Source organism: Leifsonia sp. T36S-04, assembly GCF_042465655.1.
Taxonomy (GTDB): Bacteria; Actinomycetota; Actinomycetes; order Actinomycetales; family Microbacteriaceae; genus Leifsonia.
Map to the genome: position 1 here is coordinate 891,784 of NZ_CP146286.1, position 22,531 is coordinate 914,314.

Sequence of the window (22,531 nt, forward strand, 5' to 3'; positions counted from 1 at the left end):
TGGAGACGGCGTGGACCGTGTGCAGGTCGTGGTGATGGGCGTGTCCGGGTCGGGCAAGAGCACGGTCGGGGAGCGTCTGGCGGCCGAGCTCGGCGTGCCGTTCGTCGACGGCGACGCGCTGCATCCACCCGCGAACGTCGCCAAGATGGCCTCGGGCGTCCCGCTCAACGACGCCGACCGGGCGCCGTGGCTTGCGATCGTCGGCCAGACCCTGGCCGGCACCGCGCCTGAGGGGGTGGTCGTCGCCTGCTCGGCACTGAAGCGCGCGTACCGAGATCTCATCCGCGCCGAAGCGCCGGGCACCGTCTTCGCCGAGCTCGACGGCTCGCGCGAACTGCTCGCCGAGCGGATGGCCGCGCGGCCCGGGCACTTCATGCCCGTCTCCCTGCTCGACTCGCAGCTGGCCACCCTGGAGCCGCTCCAGCAGGACGAGGCGGGCGCACGGTTCGACGTGGGCGCAACCCCCGAGGAGTTGGCGGAGACCATCGCGGCAGCCGTTGGCCCGCGCGTCCGCTAGACTGAGTGACTGAACTTCGGCGAGGGATGCTCCGGCATCCGTGATCGACGCGGTGGAGCAGGCTTCGCAGTCTTTCCTCACGCACTTTCATGCGTTCGAGTCGAACAACACCAACACTGCGGGCCTCGCGGCTCGCCCGACAGCCGGCCCCGTCCGGCGAGGAGACACCATGGCAGACGAGTCCAACAAGGTCGCAGCAGAACTGCGCCAGAGCTTCGGCAAGGGCGCGGCGCGCAAGATCCGCGCCGTCGGCAAGATCCCCGCGGTCATCTACGGTCACGGCACCGACCCCATCCACGTCACCCTCCCGGGCCACCAGGTCTCCCTGCTGCTCCGCAAGGCGAACGCCCTGCTCGAGCTCGACATCGAGGGCAAGGGCCAGCTCACGCTGGTCAAGGACGTCCAGAAGGACCCGGTGTCGCAGATCATCGAGCACCTCGACCTCGTCATCCTGCGCCGCGGCGAGCGCGTCAGCGTCGAGGTGCCCGTGCACGTCGAGGGCGAGCCGTACTCCGGCACCATCGCGGTGCTCGAGATCTCGACCATCAAGCTCGACGTCGAGGCCACGGCCATCCCCGAGCGCATTGTCATCGACGTGACGGACGCTCCCGAGGGCACGCAGTACCACGCTAAGGACTTCGACCTTCCGGCCGGCGCCGTCCTGGCCGAGGACGAAGATCTCTTGATCCTCAACGTCGTCGTCCCGGCCGCCTCGCGCGCCGACGAGGAGGCCGACGCCGAGGTGGCGGCGGCCGCCGCTGCGGAATCCGCCGCGGAGTAATCGCCCCCCATGGAACCCCGTCACACTGCGCCGACCGGGCAGCCTGACGGGCCCTGGCTGGTAGTCGGGCTCGGCAACCCCGGGCCCGGCTACGCCAACACGCGTCACAACGTGGGTCAGATGGTGCTGGATGAGCTCGCCTCGCGCGGCCACCTCACCTTCAAGTCCCACAAGACGAACGCGACGGTCGCCGAGGGTCGGTTGACCCCCGGCGGCCCGCGTTTCGTCCTGGCCAAGCCCAACACGTACATGAACGTGTCCGGCGGACCGGTCTCGCAGCTCCTGCGCTTCTACTCGCTCGATCCCTCGCACCTGATCGTGGTGCACGACGAGCTCGACATCCCGTTCGACACCATCCGCCTGAAGCACGGCGGTGGCCATGGCGGCCACAACGGCGTCCGGGATGTGATCGCCGCGATCGGCACCGGCGACTTCGCCCGCGTGCGGGTCGGGGTCGGACGTCCGCCCGGGTCCTCGGGCGCGGCGGACCACGTGCTCAAGGCGTTCTCCGCCTCCGAGCGCACGAACCTGCCGATCCTGGTGGCGGATGCGGCCGACGCGGTCGAGCAGATCGCCGCCGAGGGCCTCACCCCCGCGCAGAACCGCTTCCACGCGCGCTGACCCGCCGGGCGCGACATTCGTCACGAATCGCCGTTTCGGCGGCGCGATAACGACGATTCGGCACGAATCGCGCCCCTGCTCAGGCGGGTGGGAGCGTCGCCAGCAGCGCGCCGACGTAGACCGCGAACGAGACGATCGGGGCCGCCGCCGCGAGGCAGATGGCGACGACACCGAGGGGGCGTCCGCGCTTCGTCGCGACCGCGATGATGCCGAGCACGAGGGCGAGGATGCCCAGCGCCGTTCCGAGCAGCATCTGAACCCCCATCAGCACCCCAACGGGAGCGAAGGTCGCTGCCTGCTCGGGAGTCAGATCGCCGGTGTTGAAGTTGAAACTGGTCGACGTCCGGGTGGCGAGCGGTCCGGCGGAGATTCCGATCACGATCGAGGCGACGATCGACAGCACGAACACCGGGGCCGCGATGAGCAGCGCCGACAGACCGAGCGCCCGCGAACGCGGTACCGCGGCGACGGGAGCACCCCAGCCGTTGGGCGAGGCCGGCGGTCCGTAGGGCGCGGCGGCGTACTGCGGCTGCGCGTACTGCGGCTGCGCGTACTGCGGCTGCGCGTACTGCGGCTGCCCGTGCTGCGGCTGCCCGACTCCCGGCCCCGGCGGCGGGAACACGGGGGAGGTTGCGGGCTGGTTCGGGTCGGTCACGGTGCCCCCTGGAAGGTCTCGGCGAATGCTCAGCCAGAGCGTAGCGGATGCCCTGCCACTCGCCAGCAGCGGCGCGTACCGTGACCGGAATGAAGTTGTATTCGCGCGAGTGGGGCGACGGTGACCGCTACGCCGTCCTCGTCCACGGAGTGATGTCGGACTCGCGCAACTGGCGTCGCGTCGGCCCGGTGCTCGCCGCCCGCGGCTACCACGTGATCGCCGTCGATCTCCGCGGTCACGGACGCAGCCCGCATGCGGAGAACTACTCGGCCGAACTCATGGCCCAGGACATCGTCGACACGGTGCCGGAGCGTCCCGAACTCGTCATGGGACACTCGCTCGGCGGGCTCACCGTGAGCCTCGCCATCGAGCGGCTCGACCCGCAGCGCGTCATCTACGTCGACCCGGCGTTCTCGTGCCCGGCCACGAACGGATTCCAGCGGATGCTCGCTCCGGCCTTCCTGCGCACGCTCGCGCGGCAGTCGGCGGCCCGCATCGCGAAGCGGAACCCGCGCTGGGATCCGGCCGATGTGGCGATCGAGGTGGAGACGTTCAAGGCCTTCGACCGCGCCGTGCTGCCCGTGGTGGTGACCCCGTCGGCGATGCGCGCGCCGGAGGTGATGACGGTGCCCTCGCTCGTCATGCTGGCGGACGACTCGCGCCTGGTGAAGCCGGAGCTCGCCGAGCGCCTGCGGGACCAGGGGTACGAGGTGCGCGTGGTCGCCGGGTCCGGCCACGTCATCAACCGCGACGACCACGACGGGTTCATGCGCGCGCTCGACGGCTGGATCTGATCCCACCTGACCGCATCACCCCTGGAACTGTCGGCGGCCCCACGTAGAATCGACCGAGTGATACTCCAGGCACTGGTCGACGCTCTCGCGCGCGACTCCTCGTTCAGCGACGCGCTCTCTCACGCGGCGCGCGATGCCGACTTCTCGCTGACCGACGGTCTCCGCGCTCCGCTGCTCGCCGGGCTGCTGCGGCGCCGGGCCGAGCAGGGGCGCATGCAGGCCGTGCTCCTCATCACGGCGACCGGCCGCGAGTCGGAGTCCATCCGCGGTGCGCTGCCGTGCCTGCTTCCGGATGCGCAGATCGTGGAGTTCCCGGCGTGGGAGACCCTGCCGCACGAGCGTCTCAGCCCGAGCGCCGAGATCGTCGGCAAGCGCCTCACCGCGCTGCGCCGCCTCGCGGACTGGGCCGAGGGCGACCGCAGCACCCCGTTCATCCTGGTCGCCTCCGTGCGCGCCGCCCTCCAGCCGCTGGCGGACAACCTGACCGATTACGCCACGGTCGACCTCCAGACCGGCGGACGCGGCTTCGACCTCGGCGGCCTGGCGTCGCAGCTCGTCGACCTGGCGTACGCCCGCGTCGACATGGTGACGCGACGCGGCGAGTTCGCCGTGCGCGGCGGCATCCTCGACGTCTTCCCGCCGACCGCCGACCACCCCTACCGCGTCGAGTTCTTCGGCGACGAGGTGGATCAGATCCGCGCCTTCTCGGTGGCTGACCAGCGGTCGCTGCCCGAGCCCATCCCCTCGGTCGCCCTGCCGCCGAGCCGCGAGCTCCTGCTGAGCGAGTCGGTTCGCCAGCGGGCACGCGAGATGGAGCACGAGTTCCCCAGCCTCTCCGCGATGCTGGCCAAGATCGGCGAGGGCATCCCGGTCGAGGGGATGGAGTCGCTGGCACCCGCGCTCGTCGACCGGCTCGTGCCGCTGACCCACTACCTGCCCGACGGCGCGGCTGTTGCCGTGATGTCGCCCGAGCGCGTCGCGTCGCGCGCGGTGAGTCTGGCCGAGACGAACCGCGAGTTCCTGACCGCCGCGTGGAGCGCCGCCACCGTGGGAGCCGCCGCGCCGATCGACCTGGCCGCCGGTGACTTCATGACGCTGCAGAGCCTGAAGGACTCGGTGAAGTTCAGCCGTCCGGGAGCCCCGAGCGCAGACCACCCGTGGTGGACCATGAGCGGGTTCCAGGCGGACGCCAGCTCGCTCGATGAAAACCGTGTGCCGGAGGAGCGCGAGGTGGAGGAGTACCTCCAGGTCCGCATCCAGGCGGAGGCGGTTCCGAGCTACCAGGGCAACGTCTCCGGAGCGGTGGAGCACGTCCGCTCCCGCCTCCGCGACGGCTGGCAGGTCGCCATCGTCGCGGCCGGCACCGGACTGGTCGAGCGAGCCGCCGACGTACTCGGCGAGGCGGAGCTGCCGGCCCGTCCGGTCGACGAGTTCCCCGCCGATCCGGAGCCCGGCATCGCGTACCTGCTGAAGGCGACCGCCGAGCACGGCTTCGAACTCCCGGCCATCAAGCTCGCCCTGATCAGCGAGGCCGAGTTCTACGGCCGCACCATCGGTTACGACTCCCGTCAGGTCAAGAAGCTCGCCACGCGCCGCAAGAACGTGGTCGACCCCATGGCGCTGAAGGCCGGGGACTACGTGGTGCACGAGACGCACGGCATCGGCAGGTTCGTCGAACTCACCCAGCGCGAGGTGTCGAGCGGTGGGCGCAACGCGGTCAAGTCGAAGCGCGAGTACCTCGTGCTCGAGTACGCGCCCTCGAAGCGCGGCTACCCGGGCGACAAGCTGTACGTCCCGACCGACCAGCTCGACCTGCTCACCCGCTACGTCGGCGGCGAGGCGCCGCAGCTCTCCAAGATGGGCGGCAGCGACTGGGCGGCCGCCAAGGGTCGTGCTCGTCGCGCCGTCCGCGACATCGCGGTGGAACTCGTCAAGCTCTACTCGGCGCGAATGGCGAGCAAGGGCCACGCGTTCGGGCAGGACACCCCGTGGCAGCGCGAGCTGGAGGAGGCGTTCCCGTTCGCCGAGACCCCCGACCAGTTGCAGACCATCGACGAGGTGAAGGCCGACATGGAACGGCCGATCCCGATGGACCGCCTGATCTCGGGCGATGTCGGCTTCGGCAAGACCGAGATCGCCGTGCGTGCGGCCTTCAAGGCCGTGCAGGACGGCAAGCAGGTCGCCATGCTGGTCCCGACCACGCTGCTGGTGAAGCAGCACGCGGAGACGTTCCAGGAGCGCTTCGCCGGGTTCCCCATCCACCTGCGGCAGCTGAGCCGGTTCCAGACCGACAAAGAGGCCAAGGAGACCCTGCGGGGCATGGCCGACGGCACGGTGGATGTGGTCATCGGCACGCATCGCATCCTCGCCGACGGCGTCACCTTCAAAGACCTCGGTCTCGTCATCATCGACGAGGAGCAGCGGTTCGGGGTCGAGCACAAAGAGGCGCTGAAGAAGCTCAAGACCAATGTCGACATCCTCGCCATGAGCGCGACGCCCATCCCGCGCACGCTGGAGATGGCCGTCACCGGCATCCGCGAGATGTCGACGCTCGCGACCCCACCCGAGGACCGGCACCCCATCCTGACGTTCGTCGGGCCGTACTCCGAGAAGCAGGTCGCGGCGGCGATCCGGCGCGAGCTCCTGCGCGAGGGCCAGGTGTTCTTCGTCCACAACCGCGTCGGCTCGATCACCAGCATGGCCGCGAAGCTGGCCGAGCTCGTCCCCGAGGCCCGCATCGGCGTCGCGCACGGCAAGATGAACGAGCACGCGCTGGAGCAGGTCGTGGTCGACTTCTGGGAGCGCCGGTTCGACGTGCTCGTCTCGACGACCATCATCGAGACCGGGCTCGACATCGCCAACGCGAACACGATCATCATCGACCGGGCCGACAAGTACGGCCTCAGTCAGCTGCACCAGCTGCGTGGCCGGGTCGGCCGCGGCCGCGAGCGCGCCTACGCGTACTTCCTCTGGGATGAGAACAAGCCGCTCAGCGAGACGGCCCACGACCGCCTCTCCACGATCGCCGCGAACAACGACCTCGGCAGCGGGATGCAGGTGGCGCTGAAAGACCTCGAGATCCGCGGCGCGGGCAACCTGCTGGGCGGCGAGCAGTCCGGGCACATCGCCGGCGTCGGGTTCGACCTGTACCTCCGCATGATCGGGGAGGCGGTGTCCACCTTCCGCGGCGAGGTGGCAGAGGGGCAGACCGAGCTGCGGCTGGAGCTGCCGGTCGACGCCCACATCCCCGAGGAGTACGTCGACAGCGAGCGGCTGCGCCTGGAGGCCTATCAGAAGCTCTCGACGGCTGCCTCGCCGAACTCCAAGGACGGCCAGATCGACCTCGTCCTGGAGGAGCTGACCGACCGCTACGGCGAGCCGCCCGTGCCGGTGACGAACCTGATCGCGGTGTCGCGGCTCCGGCGTTCCGCGCAGAAGGCCGCGCTCGGCGAGGTCGTCGCCATGGGCTCCAATCTGCGGATCGCCCCGGCCATCCTGCCGGACTCGATCCAGGTGCGCCTGCAGCGCCTGTACCCGGGCTCGAAGTATCACGCGGCGCCGAAGGTCGCGACCGTGCCGCTGCCGCGCCTGAACGGTGAGGCGCTGCCGGACACCGAGTTGATCGCCTGGGTGGCCGACCTGCTCGGCGCGCTGTTCCCCGAGAAGGAGCCGGTGGCCGAGCAGGCGAGCTGACCTCAGCGGCCGGGTGCCGCGCCGGGCGCCGTGGCGCCGTGGCGCGCGGGTTGGGCGTCAGCCCTTCCGAGCCGTAGGAGCGCCGCCAGCGCCAGCCCCGGCCTCTGCACCGCCCCGGGCCTCCGGGTGCGGGTGCGGGTGCAGCCGCCGGTTCCGCCGCGCCAGCGCGCTCACCAGGAACCCCGAGATCACGATCGCCACGGCCGACCCGAGCAGCACGGCCAGCGTGCCCTCCGCCCGCACGGTCTCCGACCCCGCGAACGCCAACTCGTTCATGAGCAGCGACACGGTGAACCCGATCCCGCCGAGCGCGGCGACGGTGACCAGAGCGAACAACGAGATCCGGCCGCGTTCCGGCCCACGCCGGGTGAACGAGCCGAGCCATCCGCCCAGGGTGATGCCGATGAGCTTGCCGACGGGCAGTGCCACGAGGATGCCCCAGAAGGCGGGCGACAGCTCCGCCGGCGACACCTGGGGGATGGGCACCAGCGCGGCCGAGAACGCGAACAGTGGGAGGATCAGCCCGTTCGACCAGGGTTCGAGCGCGTGCGTGACCCGCCGGGCGGGATTCCTGGCCATCGCCAGGCCCAGGGCGACTCCCGCGATCGTGGCGTGCACGCCCGAGTCGTAGACCAGCCACCACGTGAGCACCGCCAGCAGCACCATGAGGATGCCGAGCGGCCACCGCAGACGCCCGCGGAGCATCCGGCTCAGCGCCCCGAACAGCGCGACCGTGACCGCCGCCAGGGCCAGCTCCCACAGGTTGGGGTCGGTCGTGAAGAACACGGCGATGATCAGGATGGCGATCAGGTCGTCCAGGACGGCCAGCGCCAGCAAAAAGACACGGAGCCGGTTCGGCAGCCCGCGGCCGAACACGGCGAGCACGCCCAGCGCGAAGGCGATGTCGGTCGCCGTGGGGATCGGCCAGCCCTGCTGAACGCCCGTCCCGGCGGTCAGCGCGAGGTACAGCCCGGCGGGGACGATCACGCCGGCGACCGCGGCGATGGCCGGGTGGATGGCCTTCTGGACGCTGTTCAGCTCGCCCGCGACGAGCTCGTGCTTGAGTTCCACCGCGACGATGAAGAAGAAGATCGCGAGCAGGCCGTCGCTGATCGCGTGGCCGACGCTGATCTTCAGCAGCCCGCCGCCGAGGTAGGCGTGCTGCACGTCGAGCAGCGCCGGTCCGGCGGGCGTGTTGGCGAGCAGCAGCCCGAGGGCGGCGGCCCCCAGCAGCAGGCCTGCGGCGGTGCGTTCGGATCGGATGATGCTCATGCGGGTCACCATTCTCACGGGGTCACGGAAAACGACGCCGACCAGACTTCCCGGCACACCGATTACGACTCTAGCCGGTGGCAGGATGGATGAATCGTAGAGCGAGGAGGTTCGCATGGGCGAGACAGTCGGTCCTGCGGTGGTTCCGGACAGCGCGACGAAGCTCGACGAGCTCGTCGCCGTCATGGCGCAGCTGCGCGCGCCCGGCGGGTGCCCGTGGGATGCGGACCAGACGCACGAGTCGCTGGTGCAGTACCTGATCGAGGAGACGTACGAGCTCATCGACGCGATCGAGACGGGCGACCGGGACGAGCTGCTCGAAGAGCTCGGCGACGTGCTCTACCAGGTGCTCTTCCACGCCGACATCGCCGCGCACACGCCCGGCGAGGGGTTCGACATCCAGGATGTCGCGGCGCACATGACGGCGAAGATGGTCGGCCGGCACCCGCACGTGTTCGGCGACCGTGCGGCCGCGGACGCGCGCACCGCGGAGACGGCGGACGACGTCGTCGGCTTCTGGGACGACCTCAAGAAGCTCGAGAAGCCGGGGCGCACGAGCGTGCTGGACGGCATCCCTCAGGGCATGCCCTCGCTCGCGCTCGCCGACAAGCTGCTGGGACGCGCCGAGAAGGTGGGCCTGCTCGACCTCAAGGACCAGGGCGGCCTGCAGGTGGGCAGCGAGGACGAGCTCGGCCCGCTCCTGCTGGCGATCGTCGCGTCGGCGAAGGCACAGGGTCTGGATGCGGAGCGGGCCCTCCGCTCGACGCTCCGCGACCTCCAGGAGGAGATCCGCGAGCAGGAGGCCTGAGCGCGCGGACGGGCGGGGCGGGACGCTACCCGGCGTGGTGGCGGCCGAGCGGGACGACCAGCGGGGTTCCGGTGACGGGGTCGTCGACGATCACGGACTCGACCCCGAAGACCTCGCGCACCAGGTCGGCGGAGACGACCGCCGCCGGGTCACCGGCCGCCACGACGGCGCCGGAGCGCATCGCCACGAGGTGCCCGGCGTATCGCGCGGCGAGGTTGAGGTCGTGGAGGACCATCACGACCGTCGTCCCACGCGCGGCGTTGAGGTCGAGCAGCAGGTCCAGCACCTCCAGCTGGTGGCTGATATCGAGGAAGGTGGTGGGCTCGTCCAGCAGCAGGATGTCGGTTCGCTGGGCCAGCGCCATCGCGATCCACACGCGCTGACGCTGGCCCCCGGACAGCTCGTCGACCGGGCGGTCGGCGAGGTCCCCGATCGCGGTCGCGGTCATGGCCTCCGCGACCGCATCGTCGTCCTCCGCCGTCCAGCGCCGGAACCAGCCCTGGTGCGGGTAGCGCCCGCGCGACACGAGGTCGGCGACGGTGATGCCGTCCGGGGCGGTCGGCGTCTGGGGCAGCAGCCCGAGTCGTTGCGCGACGCGTTTGGTGGGCAGCCCGTGGATGTCCGCGCCGTCGAGCAGGACCGCACCCGAGGCCGGGGCCAGCAGCCGGGAGAGCCCGCGCAGGAGCGTGGACTTGCCGCAGGCGTTCGGGCCGACGATGGCGGTCACGCGCCCGGCCGGGATGTCGAGGTCGAGGTCGTCGACCACCACCCGTCCCTCATACGCGAGCGACAGCCCGCGGGCCGAGAGCTCGGCGGTGGTGCCGGGGATCGAAGTCTCAGGTGTCATGTCAGCCTCCACGGCCCACGGAGTTGGTCCTGGCCAGCAGCCAGAGAAGGTACGGTGCGCCGACGATCCCGGTGACGACCCCGACGGGCAGCACGACGCCCGGGATCGCGAACTGGGCGGCGATGTCGGAGACGACGAGGATGAGCGCCCCCAGCAGTGCGGAGGGCACCAGTGCGAGCGACCCGCGCCCGAGGAGCCTGCGCGCGATCGGTGCGGCGAGGAAGGCGACGAACGACACGGGACCGGCGACGGCCACCGCGATGGCGGCGAGGGCGACGGCGACGGCCACGACCGCGAGGCGGGTGCGCTCCGGGCGGACGCCGAGGCCGGAGGCGAGGTCGTCGCCGAGGGACAGCGCTCCCAGCGGGCGCCCGACGAGGAGCGCGCAGGGGACGAGGACGGCCGTCCCGACGGCGAGCACGAGCAGGGCGGAGGGATCGACGGTGTTGAGGCTCCCGGTGATCCAGACCAGCGCCTGCTGCACGTCGGTGATGTCCGCGCGGGTGAGCACGTACGAGACGACACCCCCGCAGAAGGCGGCGATGCCGATCCCGACCAGCACGAAGCGGTAGCCGCTGACGCCGTTGCGCCACGCCAGCACGTAGATGAGCGCGGCGGCGACCAGCGTCCCGGCCAGCACGATCCCGGACAGCGCGAGCCCGGTCAGGCCGAACCAGATCAGCGCGATGGATCCCGTCGCGCTCGCCGCAGCGGTGATGCCGATGATGTCCGGGCTGGCGAGGGGATTCCGTGCCACCGACTGGATGAGCGCCCCCGAGAGCCCGAGGCACGCGCCGACGAGGGTCCCGGCGAGGAGGCGGGGGAGGCGGAGGTCGAGGATCACGAACGACGTGAGCCGGTCGGCTCGGCCGATCAGCGCGGCCAGCACGTCCACGGGTGCGACGGAGGCGGCGCCGAGCGTGAGGGAGACGGCCGAGACGACCACGACCAGGGCGGCGAGCACGATCGAGACCCGCAGGGCTCGCGCCCGGCCGTGCTTCCGGTCGCGGTGAACGGCGGCGAGGATCCCGGCCGCTGCGGGCGCCGCCGCGGTCCCGGTGCGCGCGGTCACAGGCTCACCATCCGGCGGCGGCGGACGAGCGCGATGAAGACGGGCGCGCCGACGAACGCCAGCACCACGCCGACCTGCAGCTCGCCGGGAGGGGCGACGACGCGTCCCAGGATGTCGCAGGCGAGCAGCAGCGACGGCGCGATCAGCGCCGAATAGGCGAGGATCCAGCGGTAGTCCGCGCCGACCACCCGTCGCGCGATGTGCGGCACGATCAGGCCGGCGAACGCGATCGGGCCGACCGCCGCCGTCGCAGAGCCGCACAGCAGCACGATCGCGACGCCGCACAGGATGCGGGTCACCCCGACGCGCTGACCCAGCCCGCGGGCCACGTCGTCGCCGAGCGCCAGACCGTTCAGCAGGCGGCCGAGGACGAGGGCGATCACCACGCCGACCGTCAGCGTGGGCAGCACCTGCCAGAGGACGCCGAAGCCGCGGCCCGCCAGGGAGCCGACCTGCCAGAAGCGCATGGCATCCAGCGACACCCTGCTGGTCAGCTCCACCGCCGTGATCAGGGAGCCGAGCGCGGCCGAGACCGCCGCGCCCGCGATGGCGAGCTTCACCGGGGTGGCCCCTTCCCGGCCCAGAGACGAGACGGCGTACACCAATGCCGAAGCCAGGGCTGCGCCCGCGAACGCGAACCACAGGTAGCCGGAGGGCGAGGTCACGCCGACGAAGGCGATCGCGACGACCACGGCGAGGGAGGCGCCGAAATTGACGCCGAGGATGCCGGGGTCGGCCAGCGGGTTGCGCGAGAGTCCCTGCATGACGGTTCCGGCGAGCCCCAGTCCGAGACCGGCGGCGATACCCAGCAGGGTGCGCGGGAGCCGGCTGTCGACGACGACCAGCGCGTCCGCATCCGTGTGGGAGTAGTGCAGCAGCGCATGGAGGACGCCGGCCGGCGGGATCGTACGCGCGCCCACCATGAGGCTGAGCACGCACAGGGCGACCAGCACGACGGCGGCGACGGCGAACCCCGCCAGCAGACGCCGGCGACGCCGGGCGGGCGAGGAGGCACTCCGGCCGCTCCCCGTCCGCCCGGCGTCAGCGGTGACGACGCTCGCGGGCATCCGCCGCTACTTGACCTTGTCCGCGGCGGCGGCCAGCTCCGGCACGTAGCGGTCGAGCATCCACGGGATGCTGAGGACGCTCGGCGCGCTGGTCGCGGCGACGAACGACTCGCCGACGATCGGGGCGAAGCGGCCCTCCGTGATGGTCGGCATGGCGGCCACCAGCGGGTCGGAGGTGAACGCATCCACCGACGACTGCTTGTCGAAGTACATGACCAGCAGGTCGGTGTCGATCTTCGAGAGGTTCTCGTTGCTCAGCTGGTAGAAGAAGCTGCCGTCGCCCTTCGACTGGTCGAGGCCGGCGATGCTGGGGGAGTTCGTGAGCCCCAGGTCATTGAGCAGCTGGACGCGCGGGTCCTCCGCACGGTAGACGTTCAGCTTGCCGGGCTCGTTCGAGGCGGCGTAGAAGAAGGTCTTGCCCTTCAGCACCGGGTACTTCGCCGCGAGGGTGTTCACCGAGTCCTCGGTCTTCTTGACCAGTGCGTCAGCCTTCTCGCTGAGGCCGAGCGCCTTTCCGACGATCGCGGTCTGGTCGCGCCAGCTGGTCGCCCACGGCTTCTCCGGGTACGCGACGACCGGCGCGATCTTGCTGAGCGTGGTGAACTCGGCCTGCGTCAGCCCCGAGTAGGGCGCGAGGATGACATCCGGCTTGGCCGCGACGAACTCCTCGAACGGCACCTCGCCGGTGTCGGCGTTGAGCAGCTGCGGGGTCTTCCCGCCGAGCTTTTTGATCTGGTCTGCGTCCCACGGGAGCACACCGTCGGCATTGCCGCCATAGCTGAACGCGGGCATGGCGACCGGGACGATGCCCAGGGCGAGCACGATGTCCTGCGCACCCCATCCCCAGGTCGCGATCCGCTTCGGCTGCGCGTCGATCGTCGTCGAGCCGAGGGCGCTCTTCACGGTCACCGGGAACGAGCCGGATCCACCGCCCGAGGTGCTCTCGGCGCCCGCTCCTCCAGCGCTGCAGCCGGTCAGGACGAGGGCGGTGGAGGCGGCGATCGCGGAGGCGATCAGGGCGAAGCGCGACCGGCGACGGGCGACGCGAGGGGCTCGGGGCATGGTTCTCCTCGGAAGGGGACGGTTTCGGGCGTCGGGCTCGGTGATGTCGGCCCGTATTAGGCAAGCCTAACCTAATCCCGCGTCGCGTCAACGGCAGGCAGCATCGCCGCGGCAGGCGGCATCGCCGCGGCGGCGACTGGCAGCGCGTCCGCCCGGCGTCCTCTCGCCATTCGGGTGAGGCGCCGGATGGCGGCGCGCTCCTGGTATCCGGGTGGACGCGTTGTCAGTCTGTGTCTGGCAGCGAGCAAGCGTCGTGGTCGGACGGATGCGGCTCATGCCAGGCCCTCTCGAGGGCACCACCGAGCCGCATACGCGACGCGACATCAGGGTGGCAACGGGCTAACTGTACGCGCGGCGGCGTGACCGCCGCGATCCCCCCGGGAGGTGTCCAGGAGCCGCCGCGCGCGCCCCGGCCGAGGCCTTCGTGGAAGAATCGACGCATGGCCCCCTCGATCACCCCGCCCCGCGGCATGCGCGACTTCCTCCCCGCTGAAAAGGCCCGCAGGGAGCATGCGCTCGGGGTGATCCGCCGCAGCTTCGCGGCCCACGGCTTCGACGAGATCGAGACCCCGGTGGTCGAGGATGTGGAGCGCCTGCACTCGGGGCTCGGCGGAGACAACGAGAAGCTGTCGTTCAGCATCCTGAAGCGCGGTCTCGACGGCGACGACCTGACCGCGGCGATCGATTCGGGCGACCTCCTGAGCCTCTCCGACCTCGGGCTCCGGTTCGACCTCACGGTTCCGCTCGCGCGCTTCTACGCCTCCCACCGCGCCGAGCTGCCTCCGGTGTTCCGGAGCATCCAGATCGCTCCCGTGTGGCGCGCCGAGCGACCGCAGAAGGGCCGCTACCGGCAGTTCGTCCAGTGCGACATCGACATCATCGGCGAGCCGACGCAGCTGGCCGAGGTGGAGCTGATCACGGCGACCGCAGCGGCGCTGGAGGCCCTGGGGCTGACCGACTGCACCATCCGCATCAACGACCGGCGCATCCTGAACGGGCTGCTCGAGTACTGCGGTTTCGACGAGACGCGCTGGCCGCAGGTGCTCATCTCCATCGACAAGCTCGACAAGATCGGCGCCGAGGGCGTGGTCGCGGAGCTGGCGGAGGGCGGAGCCGACGCGGCGGCCGTGCTCGGCGGCATCCTCGCCGACCTGGAGCCGCACCTGGCCGACGGGGGAGTGGAGCTGACCGTCGAGGCGATCAGCGGCATCCTGCCCGAGGGCATGGACACGGACGCGGTGGCCGACCTTGAGGCGCTGGCGCACGCGCTCGACACCCTCCCGCCCGGCGTCAGCCTGCGGTTCGACCCGACGCTCGTGCGCGGGATGGGCTACTACACCGGGACCATCTTCGAGATCGCGCACCCCGGGTCGGGCAGCTCGGTCGGCGGCGGCGGTCGCTACGACGGGATGATCGGGCGCTTCCTCGGCACCGACGTGCCCGCCGCGGGCTTCTCGATCGGCTTCGAGCGGGTCGTCGACCTGATCGAACTGCCCGAGGATGCCGCGCAGGAGTCGGTCGTGCTGGTGTACGACGCCGCGGTTCCGCTCGACCGGCTCGTCGCTATCAAGTCGGAGCTCGTCGCGCGCGGAGCCCGCGTCCGGCTCGACCGGCGCGCGAAGAACCTGAAGGCGGTCCTCGACAGGGCGGCGGCGTCCGGCTTCCGCTCGTTCGCGTTCGTGAACGCGGACACAGCGGACGCGTCCGCGCTCGAGGTGAAGCCGCTCGCCTAGTGGCGGCCTCACTAGACTGACTTCGGAATCCCACGAAAAAACCACGCAAGGAGACAGTTGTGGCTGCAATCGAAGCTGTAGGCGCTCGCGAGATCTTGGACTCGCGCGGCAACCCGACCATCGAGGTCGAGGTGCTCCTGGAAGACGGCACGGTCAGCCGCGCCGCCGTCCCGTCCGGTGCCTCCACCGGTGCCTTCGAGGCCTACGAGCTGCGCGACGGCGACAAGGAGCGCTACCAGGGCAAGGGCGTGCTCAAGGCGGTGGACGCGGTGCTCGACGAGCTGGGCCCGGCGATCGAGGGGTTCGAGGCCGCCGACCAGCGCCTCGTCGACGAAGCGCTCATCGAGCTCGACGGCACCGACAACAAGAAGCGCGTCGGCGCCAACGCCATCCTCGGCGTCAGCCTCGCCGTCGCGAAGGCCGCGGCCGACTCGGCCGACCTGCCGCTGTTCCGCTACCTCGGCGGCCCCAACGCCCACATCCTGCCCGTGCCGATGATGAATATCATCAACGGTGGCGCTCACGCCGACACCGGCGTCGACATCCAGGAGTTCATGGTGCTGCCGCTCGGCGCCGAGACCTACTCCGAGGGCCTGCGCTGGGGCGTCGAGACGTACCACTCGCTCAAGTCGCTGCTGAAGTCGAAGGGCCTGAACACCGGCCTCGGCGACGAGGGCGGCTTCGCCCCGGAGCTCGACAACAACCGCGCGGCGCTCGACCTCATCTCCGAGGCCATCGAGAAGGCCGGCTTCACCGTCGGCCGCGACATCGCGCTCGGCCTCGACGTCGCATCCACCGAGTTCTTCGAGAACGGCGTCTACCGCTTCGAGGGCCAGGACCGCTCCGCCGCCGAGATGAGCGCCTACTACCTCGAGCTCGCCGCCAACTACCCGCTCGTCTCGATCGAGGACCCGCTGGCCGAGGACGACTGGGAGGGCTGGGCCCACCTGAACTCGGAGCTCGGCGACAAGCTGCAGCTCGTGGGCGACGACCTGTTCGTCACCAACCCGAAGCGCCTCGCCCAGGGCATCGCGCTCAAGGCGGCGAACAGCATCCTGGTCAAGGTGAACCAGATCGGGACGCTCACCGAGACGCTCGACGCCGTGTCGCTCGCGCAGCGCAGCGGCATGACCGCCGTGCTCTCGCACCGCTCCGGCGAGACCGAGGACACGACGATCGCCGACCTGGCCGTCGCCACGAACTCCGGCCAGATCAAGACCGGTGCGCCGGCGCGCTCCGAGCGCGTCGCCAAGTACAACCAGCTGCTCCGCATCGAGGAGGAGCTGGGCGACGCCGCGGTCTACGCCGGCCGCAGCGCCTTCCCGCGCTTCACCGCGTAAGCGGGCACCGCAACGGCCCCCGGGGACTCCTCCCCGGGGGCCGTTCGTGTCCCGCCCCTCCGCCATTTCGAAGATTCGTGACGAATGTCCCTTTTCGTCCTCTCAAACGGGACATTCGTCACGAATGTGCGAACGCTGAACCTCGCCGCAGGGGGCGGGGCAGCAGAATGAAGGGGTGGTGAGGGTCGAGAGCGAAGTGGTACCGCTTGCGCTGTTCCTGGCGCTCGCCGTCCTGTTCGCCGCCCTCGGGATGTTCTTCCTGCTGCGGCCGGGACGCGCGGCTGCCTTCTTCGCCGACGACGATGCCCGCCGGCCGTTCCGCCCGCGCGACGCCCGCACCCTCGGCGCCGTGTTCGCGCTGGGCGGCGCCGCCCTCGCCGCGGTCGGGATCGTGCGGCTGGTCGCCGTCCTGAGCGCCGGCTGAGCGCATCCCGACACCCCGCCGCGCCACGGTTCGGACCACCGTCATCGCCTACGATGAGAGGGGGCCGACCGGCCCCGTTCCGCACGCGCACCGACCGGGAGGGCCCATGCCGAAATCGCGCACGCGCCGCGTCCCGGTGCGCATGTCGCGCCCGACCGGGACCGGCCGCTGGCTCCGCCAGCTCCACTTCTCTGCGTTCTCGCTGGTCATGATGGGCGTGCTCGTGCTCGCTGTCGTGATCCTCGCGCCGACCATCCAGGCCTTCCTGTCGCAGCGCCAGCAGATCGCCGACCAGCAGCACGCCGTGGAGCAGCTGGCCACGCAGGTCGACACCCTGAAGGACCAGCGCGCGCGCTGGAACGACCCCAGCTATCTGCGGGCACAGGCACGCGACCGGCTCTACTACGTGCTCCCCGGCGAGGTCAGCTACCTGGTGATCGACGACCGCGCCCCGGCGGCGAAGCAGGACACGACCCCCGTCAGCTCGAAGCTGCAGAAGACGCGGACGGACTGGGTCGGCTCGCTGTTCGGCTCCTTCATGGGCGCCGGGCTGACCGACGCGACCCCCCAGCAGCTGAGCGGCACGCCCGCGCCCGCCCCCGCCCCGACATCCACTCCCGCACCGAACAAGTAAGCCCGAATGACCAGACCTCCCTTCGATCCCGTGACGGACGAGGACATCGCCGTCGTCTCCGAGCAGCTCGGCCGCCCCGCGCGAAACGTCGTCGGCATCGCCGCACGCTGCGTGTGCGGCCGTCCGACCGTGGTCTCGACCGCCCCGCGGCTCGACGACGGGACACCGTTCCCGACCTTCTACTACCTGACCCATCCCGCTGCCACTGCCGCCATGTCGGCGCTCGAGGCAACGCAGGTGATGAACGAGTACAACGACCTCCTCGCGGACGACGCCGAGGTGAGCGCCCAGTACCGGGTCGCGCACGAGCAGTACCTCGCCGACCGCGCGTCCATCGCCGAGGTGGATGAGATCGCCGGCATCTCCGCCGGAGGGATGCCCGCGCGCGTGAAGTGCCTGCACGCCCTCGCCGCGCACGCGCTGGCGGCCGGACCCGGTGTGAACCCGATCGGCGACCTCGCGCTCGCCCGTGGTGACTGGTCGCCCGCGGTGTGCGAGTGCCGCATCGACGTCGCCGGCTAGGAGCAACCGTGCGGGGGAGCGGCGGGGGTGATCGCAGACGACGGCTGGCCGGGATGGCCGCCGCCGCGATCCTGGCTGTCGCGGCCGCCGTCGTCCCGGCCACGGCGGCGCGGGCCGATCAGGTCCGCGACCTGGAGTACTGGCTGAACGACTACGGCTTCTCGCAGGCCTGGCGCACGACCCGGGGTGCGGGCGTGAAGGTCGCCGTCATCGACACCGGCGTCGACGGCAGTGTTCCCGATCTCGCCGGGGCCGTGGTCGGCGGGACGGACGTGTCCGGAGTCGGCGCGGCGAACGGCCAAAAGCCCCTAGGCGACTCCGAGAGCGCCAACCACGGGACGTGGGTGGCCTCCCTGCTCGCGGGCCGGGGCACGGGAGCAGGGAGCGGCGTGCTCGGCGCGGCGCCCGACTCCAGCGTCCTCGCCGTGTCCGTGGCCCTGGGGAAGGCGATCGGACCGGTCGGAAGCGACGAGCAGATCGCCCAGGCCGTGCGCTGGTCGGTGGACAACGGCGCATCCGTCATCAACATGTCCCTCACCCGCAACACGCTCGACTGGCCGGCCAGCTGGGACGCGGCGTTCCAGTACGCCTTCGCGCACGATGTCGTCATCGTCGCCGCCGCGGGCAACCGCGGGAGCGGCACCAGCGAAGTGGGCGCGCCCGCCACGATCCCCGGAGTGCTGACCGTCGCGGGTGTCGACCGCGCGGGCAAGGCCAGCTTCGACGCCTCCGCCCAGGGCATCACCATAGGCGTCTCGGCGCCGAGCGAGCAGCTCGTCGGCGCGAATCCGGGCGGCGGCTACGTGCAGTGGGCGGGTACCAGCGGCGCCGCGCCCCTGGTCTCCGGCGCCGTCGCGCTGGTGCGGGCCGCGCATCCCGAGCTGAAGGCACCGGATGTGATCGAGCGCCTCATTCGCACAGCGAAGCCTGCAGGCGGCACGGTTCCGAGCCCGATCTACGGGTACGGGCTGCTGGATGCGGCAGCGGCGGTAACAGCGAATGTGCCGCAGGTGTCCGCGAATCCGATGGGCGATCTGGGCGACTGGATCCGGATCCACCGCCGCGCGGAGTCGCCGTCGGCCACCGCTCCGCCGGCAGCATCGGACGGAAACGCACAGGCGGCGCCCGCGCCGAAGAAACTGACCCCCGAGCGCGCGCTACCATGGAGGCAGTTCTTGTGGCCGCAATGGAGCGTCCTCACCGCTTTCTGGCTGCCATTCGCCCTGATCGCCGGCTTCCTCGCCCTCGCCGTCCTCGGCGGGGTCGGTGCGTGGCTGCATTTCAGGCGAATGCGCAGCAGGGAGTAATGTAGGCCCAAACTTTCGTGTTGAGGAGACGCATCACTGTGCCCAAAATCCTGATCGTCGGCGGTGGCTACGCCGGCTTCTACACCGCGTGGAAGCTCGAGAAGCAGCTCCGCCCGGGCGAGGCCGAGGTCACCATGGTCGACCCGCTGCCGTACATGACGTACCAGCCGTTCCTCCCGGAGGTCGCGGTCGGCTCCATCGAGCCGCGTCACGCGGTTGTCGCGCACCGCCGCCACCTGAAGACGACCAACATCATCACGGCCAAGGTCACGTACGTCGACCACGCCCGCAAGGTCGCGACCATCCAGCCGCCGATCGGCGAGGCGTACGAGTTCGAGTACGACATCGTCGTGGTCACCGCCGGCGCCGTTTCGCGCACGTTCCCCATCCCGGGCGTCGCGGACCAGGCCGTCGGCCTCAAGAACATCGAGGAGGCCGTCTACATCCGCGACCGCCTTCTGACGAACTTCGACAAGGCTGCCGGACTCCCGGCCGGCCCGGAGCGCGACCGCCTCCTCACCGTGGTGGTCGTCGGCGGCGGCTTCGCCGGCATCGAGATCTTCGCCGAGCTGCGTTCGTTCGCGAGCGCGCTGCTGAAGCGCTACCCCGAGCTGTCCTTCGAGGACACGCACTTCCACCTGATCGAGGCCATGGGCCGGATCATGCCCGAGGTGTCGCTCAAGACCAGCCACTGGGTGATCAAGAACCTCGCGGAGCGCGGGGCGCAGATCCACCTCGACACGCAGCTGCAGAGCGCGGTGGATGGCGTCATCCAGCTGTCGACCGGTGAGACCTTCGAGACCGACCTCATCGTCTGGACCGCCGGCGTCATGGCGAACCCGACGGTCGTGCGTCACACCGACCTGCCGATCGAGGAGCGTGGCCGCCTCCGCGTCCGCGCCGACCTCCGCGTGGGCACCGACGACGAGATCATCGAGGACGCGTGGGGCGCGGGCGACGTGTCCGCGGTTCCGGACCTGACCGGTGCGGGCGTGGGCGGCTACTGCGTGCCGAACGCCCAGCACGCCGTGCGCCAGGGCAAGCTCATGGCGAAGAACATCGTCGCCACCCTGCGCGGCGAGCTGCCGCGTCAGTACTACCACAAGAGCCTCGGTGCGGTCGCGGGTCTGGGCGTCGGCATCGGCGTGCTGCAGTCCGGCAAGATCGCCATCAAGGGTGTCGTCGGCTGGCTCGCCCACCGCGGCTACCACGGTCTCGCGATGCCGTCGTGGGAGCGCAAGTGGCGCGTCATCTGGGGCTGGTGGAACAACTTCTGGCTCGGCCGCGACATCGTCTCGCTGCAGGCGGTCCAGAACCCGCGCGCCAGCTTCGAGGAGTTCGCCTCCCGCCCGAAGCCGGCCGTCGAGGCTGCTCCTCCCGCGGAGGCGCCCGCCAAGAAGGCTCCCGCCCGCAAGAAGGCGGAGCCCGCGAAGCAGCCGGCCGAGGTCACTGCGAAGTAGCGTCAACGGTTCACCACGAAGGCCCGGTCCCGAAAGGGGCCGGGCCTTCGTGCGTCGTCGGTCGATGCCGGTGCCGCGCAGGACTGGCGTCTCCTCGGATTATGAGATAGCGCTCTAGCTCATAATTCTGACCAAATCGGTTATGAACTAGCGATCCGAACGAGGAGCCGCGGCAGCGCTTGCATGGATGCGGAGAACCCTCAGTGGGACTCGAACTCCATTGCAACCCTTGGAACGGTGCTGCGGTGGGCCAACTTTCGCGATTTTTGGGAGATTGAAGTCACATTCGGAGTCGGTGGATCACGCAACTGTGGGCTATTTGCGGGCGATGCCTGGACCTCCGCGGGGGCGCGCTTCCGACAACGTGGCGACATTGGACCCGTCGCGTTCGCAGCTCCACTATCGTGCGGATCATGGAGCTTGCCAGCATCATCATCAACGGAGGCCTTTTCGTCGCTACGGTCATCGCCGCAATCGTTGCGTGGCGCGGAGTAGCCGACGCCCAAGAGGCTCGGGACGACGCGCAGAGATCGGCAGAGCAAGCGGCAACGGCCCTGCAGGACCAGGCTGCTGCGCTCAACGAAGCCAACCGCATCGCCATCCGGAACTCGCCCGAGAACCAAGGTCACTGGTTCTTCATCGGCAATGGGAAGGACCATGAGGTGCACCTGCAAAACGTGACCAACAGGGTGATGCACGTGGACAAGATCGATGTCGTGCCGGTGACCGAGTTCATGCGGTCATATGCGGTCGCCCCGATCGACATCCAACCGGGCGAGAAGCTCACCTTCTCGCGGACCGTGCTAGACCCGGATAACCCGCAATCCCATGGCATCAACATCGAGTGGCGCGAAAACGACGAGACGGAATCGAGAACCACCACGGTCACAGTCATGTGAGCGGTGCTAGCCGGCAGCCCCGGTTTCGCCCTCGAACACACCTGCGAAGCTGGACCCAGCCAGGATAGGGGACGTGCTAGCACCCGATTTGGATGACATCAATAGTCTTGAAGAGGCAGCGGCTTACCTCAAGCTCACCGAGCGGAAGGTCGCAGAGCTCGCACGGCTTCGGCGGCTCGGCGCCATCAAGGAAGGCCGGCGCTGGCTGTTCCCACGAGCTGCCGTGCTCGAGTACGTCGAACGCAATACCCGCGCGGTGGTGACGCCAGGGCCGCGAGCTCGACCGATGCGGGGCCGGACGTTCCCCTAGAGGGAGAAGAAGGCGCCGGGGCCCGGTCCGGTCTGCCCCTAGGATTCAGGGTCATGGACTTTTGGTCGCAGTTCTGGGCGACGATGTCTGGCGCGAACGTGAAGGCGGTGCGACGGATGCTCGGCCATGCCTCGGCGGCGATTACGTTCGACGTGTACGGGCACCTGTTCGACGACGACCTGGACGCCGTTTTCGGCCGCCCTGGATGAGGCTATGCGCGTTTCAAGTGTGGGCGAATTGTGGGCGATCCGCGATTCTGCGGCGCCCGAAACGCCCGCTATCCCTGTCATAGCGCGGAAGTAGACCAGTACCCCCAGTGGGACTCGAACCCACACTCGGGCGAGTTTAAGTCGCCTGCCTCTACCGATTGGGCTATGGGGGCGGAGCCGACGGCGCGGGGTCTAGCGGTCGCGGTACGGTGCCTTGACCATCTGGATGACCGCCGCTGTCGCGATGCCGCCTCCGACGATCACGACGAGGACGATGAAACCGATGAGCAGACCTTCCATGGCCTCAACGCTACACCGTCGCCACGGGCGGCCGCGTCTGCGAAGACGCTCAGCGCATCCGAAGTCGTCGCTCAACGTGGCGGCCCACACTGGGGATCGACACCCTTTCTGGTGAGGTGTCCCCGACCCGGCCGGTGCCCGAGATCCCCCCGACGCGGCCACCGGCCGGGTTTCCTCCCGAGGCCTCCGTGCGCGCGGCTAGGC

At 70.3% G+C, this 22,531-nt stretch carries 22 protein-coding genes and 1 tRNA gene; 16 read left to right on the top strand and 7 right to left on the bottom strand.

The features are described from left to right. The first annotated feature begins 10 nt into the window (after positions 1–10). From P3F85_RS04380 to pth, 3 genes are all read left to right on the top strand, one after another. Positions 11–517 (top strand): gluconokinase, encoded by a 507-nt coding sequence (locus P3F85_RS04380; protein WP_374010033.1) that lies wholly within the window; start codon positions 11–13, stop codon positions 515–517. Between the two features lie 169 nt (positions 518–686). After that, positions 687–1,298: a 50S ribosomal protein L25/general stress protein Ctc gene (locus tag P3F85_RS04385; RefSeq protein WP_374010034.1), complete on the top strand. Its 612-nt coding sequence runs from the start codon at positions 687–689 to the stop codon at positions 1,296–1,298. A 9-nt stretch (positions 1,299–1,307) separates the two neighbouring features. Then, entirely contained in the window at positions 1,308–1,919 is a 612-nt protein-coding gene (pth, locus tag P3F85_RS04390; RefSeq protein WP_374010035.1) for an aminoacyl-tRNA hydrolase, read from the top strand. Positions 1,920–1,998: 79 nt separating this feature from the next. Here the strand turns inward: pth and P3F85_RS04395 are convergent, their stop codons facing one another. Next, positions 1,999–2,574: a hypothetical protein gene (locus P3F85_RS04395; protein ID WP_374010036.1), complete on the bottom strand. Its 576-nt coding sequence runs from the start codon at positions 2,572–2,574 to the stop codon at positions 1,999–2,001. Between the two features lie 89 nt (positions 2,575–2,663). Between P3F85_RS04395 and P3F85_RS04400 the strand changes: the two genes are divergently transcribed. Beyond that, on the top strand, positions 2,664–3,368 hold the full coding sequence (locus P3F85_RS04400; RefSeq protein WP_374010037.1) for an alpha/beta fold hydrolase: 705 nt from the start codon (positions 2,664–2,666) through the stop codon (positions 3,366–3,368). Positions 3,369–3,425: 57 nt separating this feature from the next. Then, on the top strand, positions 3,426–7,061 hold the full coding sequence (mfd, locus tag P3F85_RS04405; RefSeq protein ID WP_374010038.1) for a transcription-repair coupling factor: 3,636 nt from the start codon (positions 3,426–3,428) through the stop codon (positions 7,059–7,061). A gap of 57 nt (positions 7,062–7,118) precedes the next feature. On the opposite strand, the gene P3F85_RS04410 is transcribed toward mfd, so the two are convergent. Continuing rightward, the gene (locus P3F85_RS04410; RefSeq protein WP_374010039.1) at positions 7,119–8,333 is read right to left on the bottom strand and encodes a Na+/H+ antiporter NhaA; all 1,215 of its coding nucleotides are present in this window, start codon (positions 8,331–8,333) and stop codon (positions 7,119–7,121) included. Between the two features lie 115 nt (positions 8,334–8,448). Between P3F85_RS04410 and P3F85_RS04415 the strand changes: the two genes are divergently transcribed. Further along, entirely contained in the window at positions 8,449–9,141 is a 693-nt protein-coding gene (locus tag P3F85_RS04415; RefSeq protein WP_374010040.1) for a MazG family protein, read from the top strand. A 25-nt stretch (positions 9,142–9,166) separates the two neighbouring features. Here P3F85_RS04415 and P3F85_RS04420 read toward each other — a convergent pair whose 3' ends face one another. Genes P3F85_RS04420 through P3F85_RS04435 form a run of 4 tightly spaced genes read right to left on the bottom strand, consistent with a single transcriptional unit; the run spans position 9,167 to position 13,189 of the window. Further along, positions 9,167–9,988, bottom strand: a complete 822-nt coding sequence (locus P3F85_RS04420) for an ABC transporter ATP-binding protein (RefSeq protein WP_374010041.1) — start codon at positions 9,986–9,988, stop codon at positions 9,167–9,169. 1 nt (position 9,989) lies between these two features. Next, a complete protein-coding gene (locus tag P3F85_RS04425; RefSeq protein ID WP_374010042.1) occupies positions 9,990–11,060 on the bottom strand; it encodes a FecCD family ABC transporter permease in 1,071 nt (356 codons plus the stop codon). Next, positions 11,057–12,127 (bottom strand): FecCD family ABC transporter permease, encoded by a 1,071-nt coding sequence (locus tag P3F85_RS04430; RefSeq protein WP_374010043.1) that lies wholly within the window; start codon positions 12,125–12,127, stop codon positions 11,057–11,059. The genes P3F85_RS04425 and P3F85_RS04430 overlap by 4 nt, the downstream gene beginning before the upstream one ends. Positions 12,128–12,133: 6 nt before the next feature. Further along, positions 12,134–13,189: an iron-siderophore ABC transporter substrate-binding protein gene (locus P3F85_RS04435; RefSeq protein WP_374010044.1), complete on the bottom strand. Its 1,056-nt coding sequence runs from the start codon at positions 13,187–13,189 to the stop codon at positions 12,134–12,136. 440 nt (positions 13,190–13,629) lie between these two features. Here P3F85_RS04435 and hisS point away from each other — a divergent pair, with 440 nt between their 5' ends. The 10 genes from hisS to P3F85_RS04485 all read left to right on the top strand — a co-directional run bounded on the left by hisS (position 13,630) and on the right by P3F85_RS04485 (position 22,027). Next, positions 13,630–14,922 (top strand): histidine--tRNA ligase, encoded by a 1,293-nt coding sequence (gene hisS, locus P3F85_RS04440; RefSeq protein ID WP_374010045.1) that lies wholly within the window; start codon positions 13,630–13,632, stop codon positions 14,920–14,922. A gap of 59 nt (positions 14,923–14,981) precedes the next feature. Further along, positions 14,982–16,262 (top strand): phosphopyruvate hydratase, encoded by a 1,281-nt coding sequence (eno, locus tag P3F85_RS04445; RefSeq protein WP_374010046.1) that lies wholly within the window; start codon positions 14,982–14,984, stop codon positions 16,260–16,262. Between the two features lie 178 nt (positions 16,263–16,440). Beyond that, a complete protein-coding gene (locus P3F85_RS04450) occupies positions 16,441–16,686 on the top strand; it encodes a hypothetical protein (RefSeq protein ID WP_374010047.1) in 246 nt (81 codons plus the stop codon). Between the two features lie 106 nt (positions 16,687–16,792). Beyond that, entirely contained in the window at positions 16,793–17,320 is a 528-nt protein-coding gene (locus P3F85_RS04455; protein ID WP_374010048.1) for a septum formation initiator family protein, read from the top strand. 6 nt (positions 17,321–17,326) lie between these two features. Further along, entirely contained in the window at positions 17,327–17,842 is a 516-nt protein-coding gene (locus tag P3F85_RS04460) for a DUF501 domain-containing protein (protein WP_374010049.1), read from the top strand. A gap of 53 nt (positions 17,843–17,895) precedes the next feature. After that, the gene (locus tag P3F85_RS04465) at positions 17,896–19,149 is read left to right on the top strand and encodes a S8 family serine peptidase (RefSeq protein ID WP_374010050.1); all 1,254 of its coding nucleotides are present in this window, start codon (positions 17,896–17,898) and stop codon (positions 19,147–19,149) included. A gap of 38 nt (positions 19,150–19,187) precedes the next feature. After that, complete coding sequence (locus tag P3F85_RS04470) at positions 19,188–20,609, top strand: NAD(P)/FAD-dependent oxidoreductase (RefSeq protein WP_374010051.1); 1,422 nt, start codon at positions 19,188–19,190, stop codon at positions 20,607–20,609. Between the two features lie 413 nt (positions 20,610–21,022). Next, complete coding sequence (locus tag P3F85_RS04475) at positions 21,023–21,508, top strand: hypothetical protein (protein WP_374010052.1); 486 nt, start codon at positions 21,023–21,025, stop codon at positions 21,506–21,508. A 73-nt stretch (positions 21,509–21,581) separates the two neighbouring features. Next, a complete protein-coding gene (locus P3F85_RS04480) occupies positions 21,582–21,818 on the top strand; it encodes a helix-turn-helix domain-containing protein (protein WP_374010053.1) in 237 nt (78 codons plus the stop codon). Positions 21,819–21,871: 53 nt separating this feature from the next. Next, a complete protein-coding gene (locus tag P3F85_RS04485; RefSeq protein ID WP_374010054.1) occupies positions 21,872–22,027 on the top strand; it encodes a hypothetical protein in 156 nt (51 codons plus the stop codon). Between the two features lie 99 nt (positions 22,028–22,126). On the opposite strand, the gene P3F85_RS04490 is transcribed toward P3F85_RS04485, so the two are convergent. Further along, positions 22,127–22,200: transfer RNA gene (locus tag P3F85_RS04490), tRNA-Leu, on the bottom strand. Positions 22,201–22,531 lie beyond the last annotated feature (331 nt).

Coding starts and splice junctions, on each gene's coding strand:
- P3F85_RS04385 (WP_374010034.1), top strand. CDS start 687: ATGGCAGACGAGTCCAACAAGGTCGCAGCAGAACTGCGCCAGAGCTTC.
- pth (WP_374010035.1), top strand. CDS start 1,308: ATGGAACCCCGTCACACTGCGCCGACCGGGCAGCCTGACGGGCCCTGG.
- P3F85_RS04400 (WP_374010037.1), top strand. CDS start 2,664: ATGAAGTTGTATTCGCGCGAGTGGGGCGACGGTGACCGCTACGCCGTC.
- P3F85_RS04410 (WP_374010039.1), bottom strand. CDS start 8,333: ATGAGCATCATCCGATCCGAACGCACCGCCGCAGGCCTGCTGCTGGGG.
- P3F85_RS04415 (WP_374010040.1), top strand. CDS start 8,449: ATGGGCGAGACAGTCGGTCCTGCGGTGGTTCCGGACAGCGCGACGAAG.
- P3F85_RS04420 (WP_374010041.1), bottom strand. CDS start 9,988: ATGACACCTGAGACTTCGATCCCCGGCACCACCGCCGAGCTCTCGGCC.
- P3F85_RS04430 (WP_374010043.1), bottom strand. CDS start 12,127: ATGCCCGCGAGCGTCGTCACCGCTGACGCCGGGCGGACGGGGAGCGGC.
- P3F85_RS04435 (WP_374010044.1), bottom strand. CDS start 13,189: ATGCCCCGAGCCCCTCGCGTCGCCCGTCGCCGGTCGCGCTTCGCCCTG.
- hisS (WP_374010045.1), top strand. CDS start 13,630: ATGGCCCCCTCGATCACCCCGCCCCGCGGCATGCGCGACTTCCTCCCC.
- P3F85_RS04455 (WP_374010048.1), top strand. CDS start 16,793: ATGCCGAAATCGCGCACGCGCCGCGTCCCGGTGCGCATGTCGCGCCCG.
- P3F85_RS04460 (WP_374010049.1), top strand. CDS start 17,327: ATGACCAGACCTCCCTTCGATCCCGTGACGGACGAGGACATCGCCGTC.
- P3F85_RS04465 (WP_374010050.1), top strand. CDS start 17,896: ATGGCCGCCGCCGCGATCCTGGCTGTCGCGGCCGCCGTCGTCCCGGCC.
- P3F85_RS04475 (WP_374010052.1), top strand. CDS start 21,023: ATGGAGCTTGCCAGCATCATCATCAACGGAGGCCTTTTCGTCGCTACG.
- P3F85_RS04485 (WP_374010054.1), top strand. CDS start 21,872: ATGGACTTTTGGTCGCAGTTCTGGGCGACGATGTCTGGCGCGAACGTG.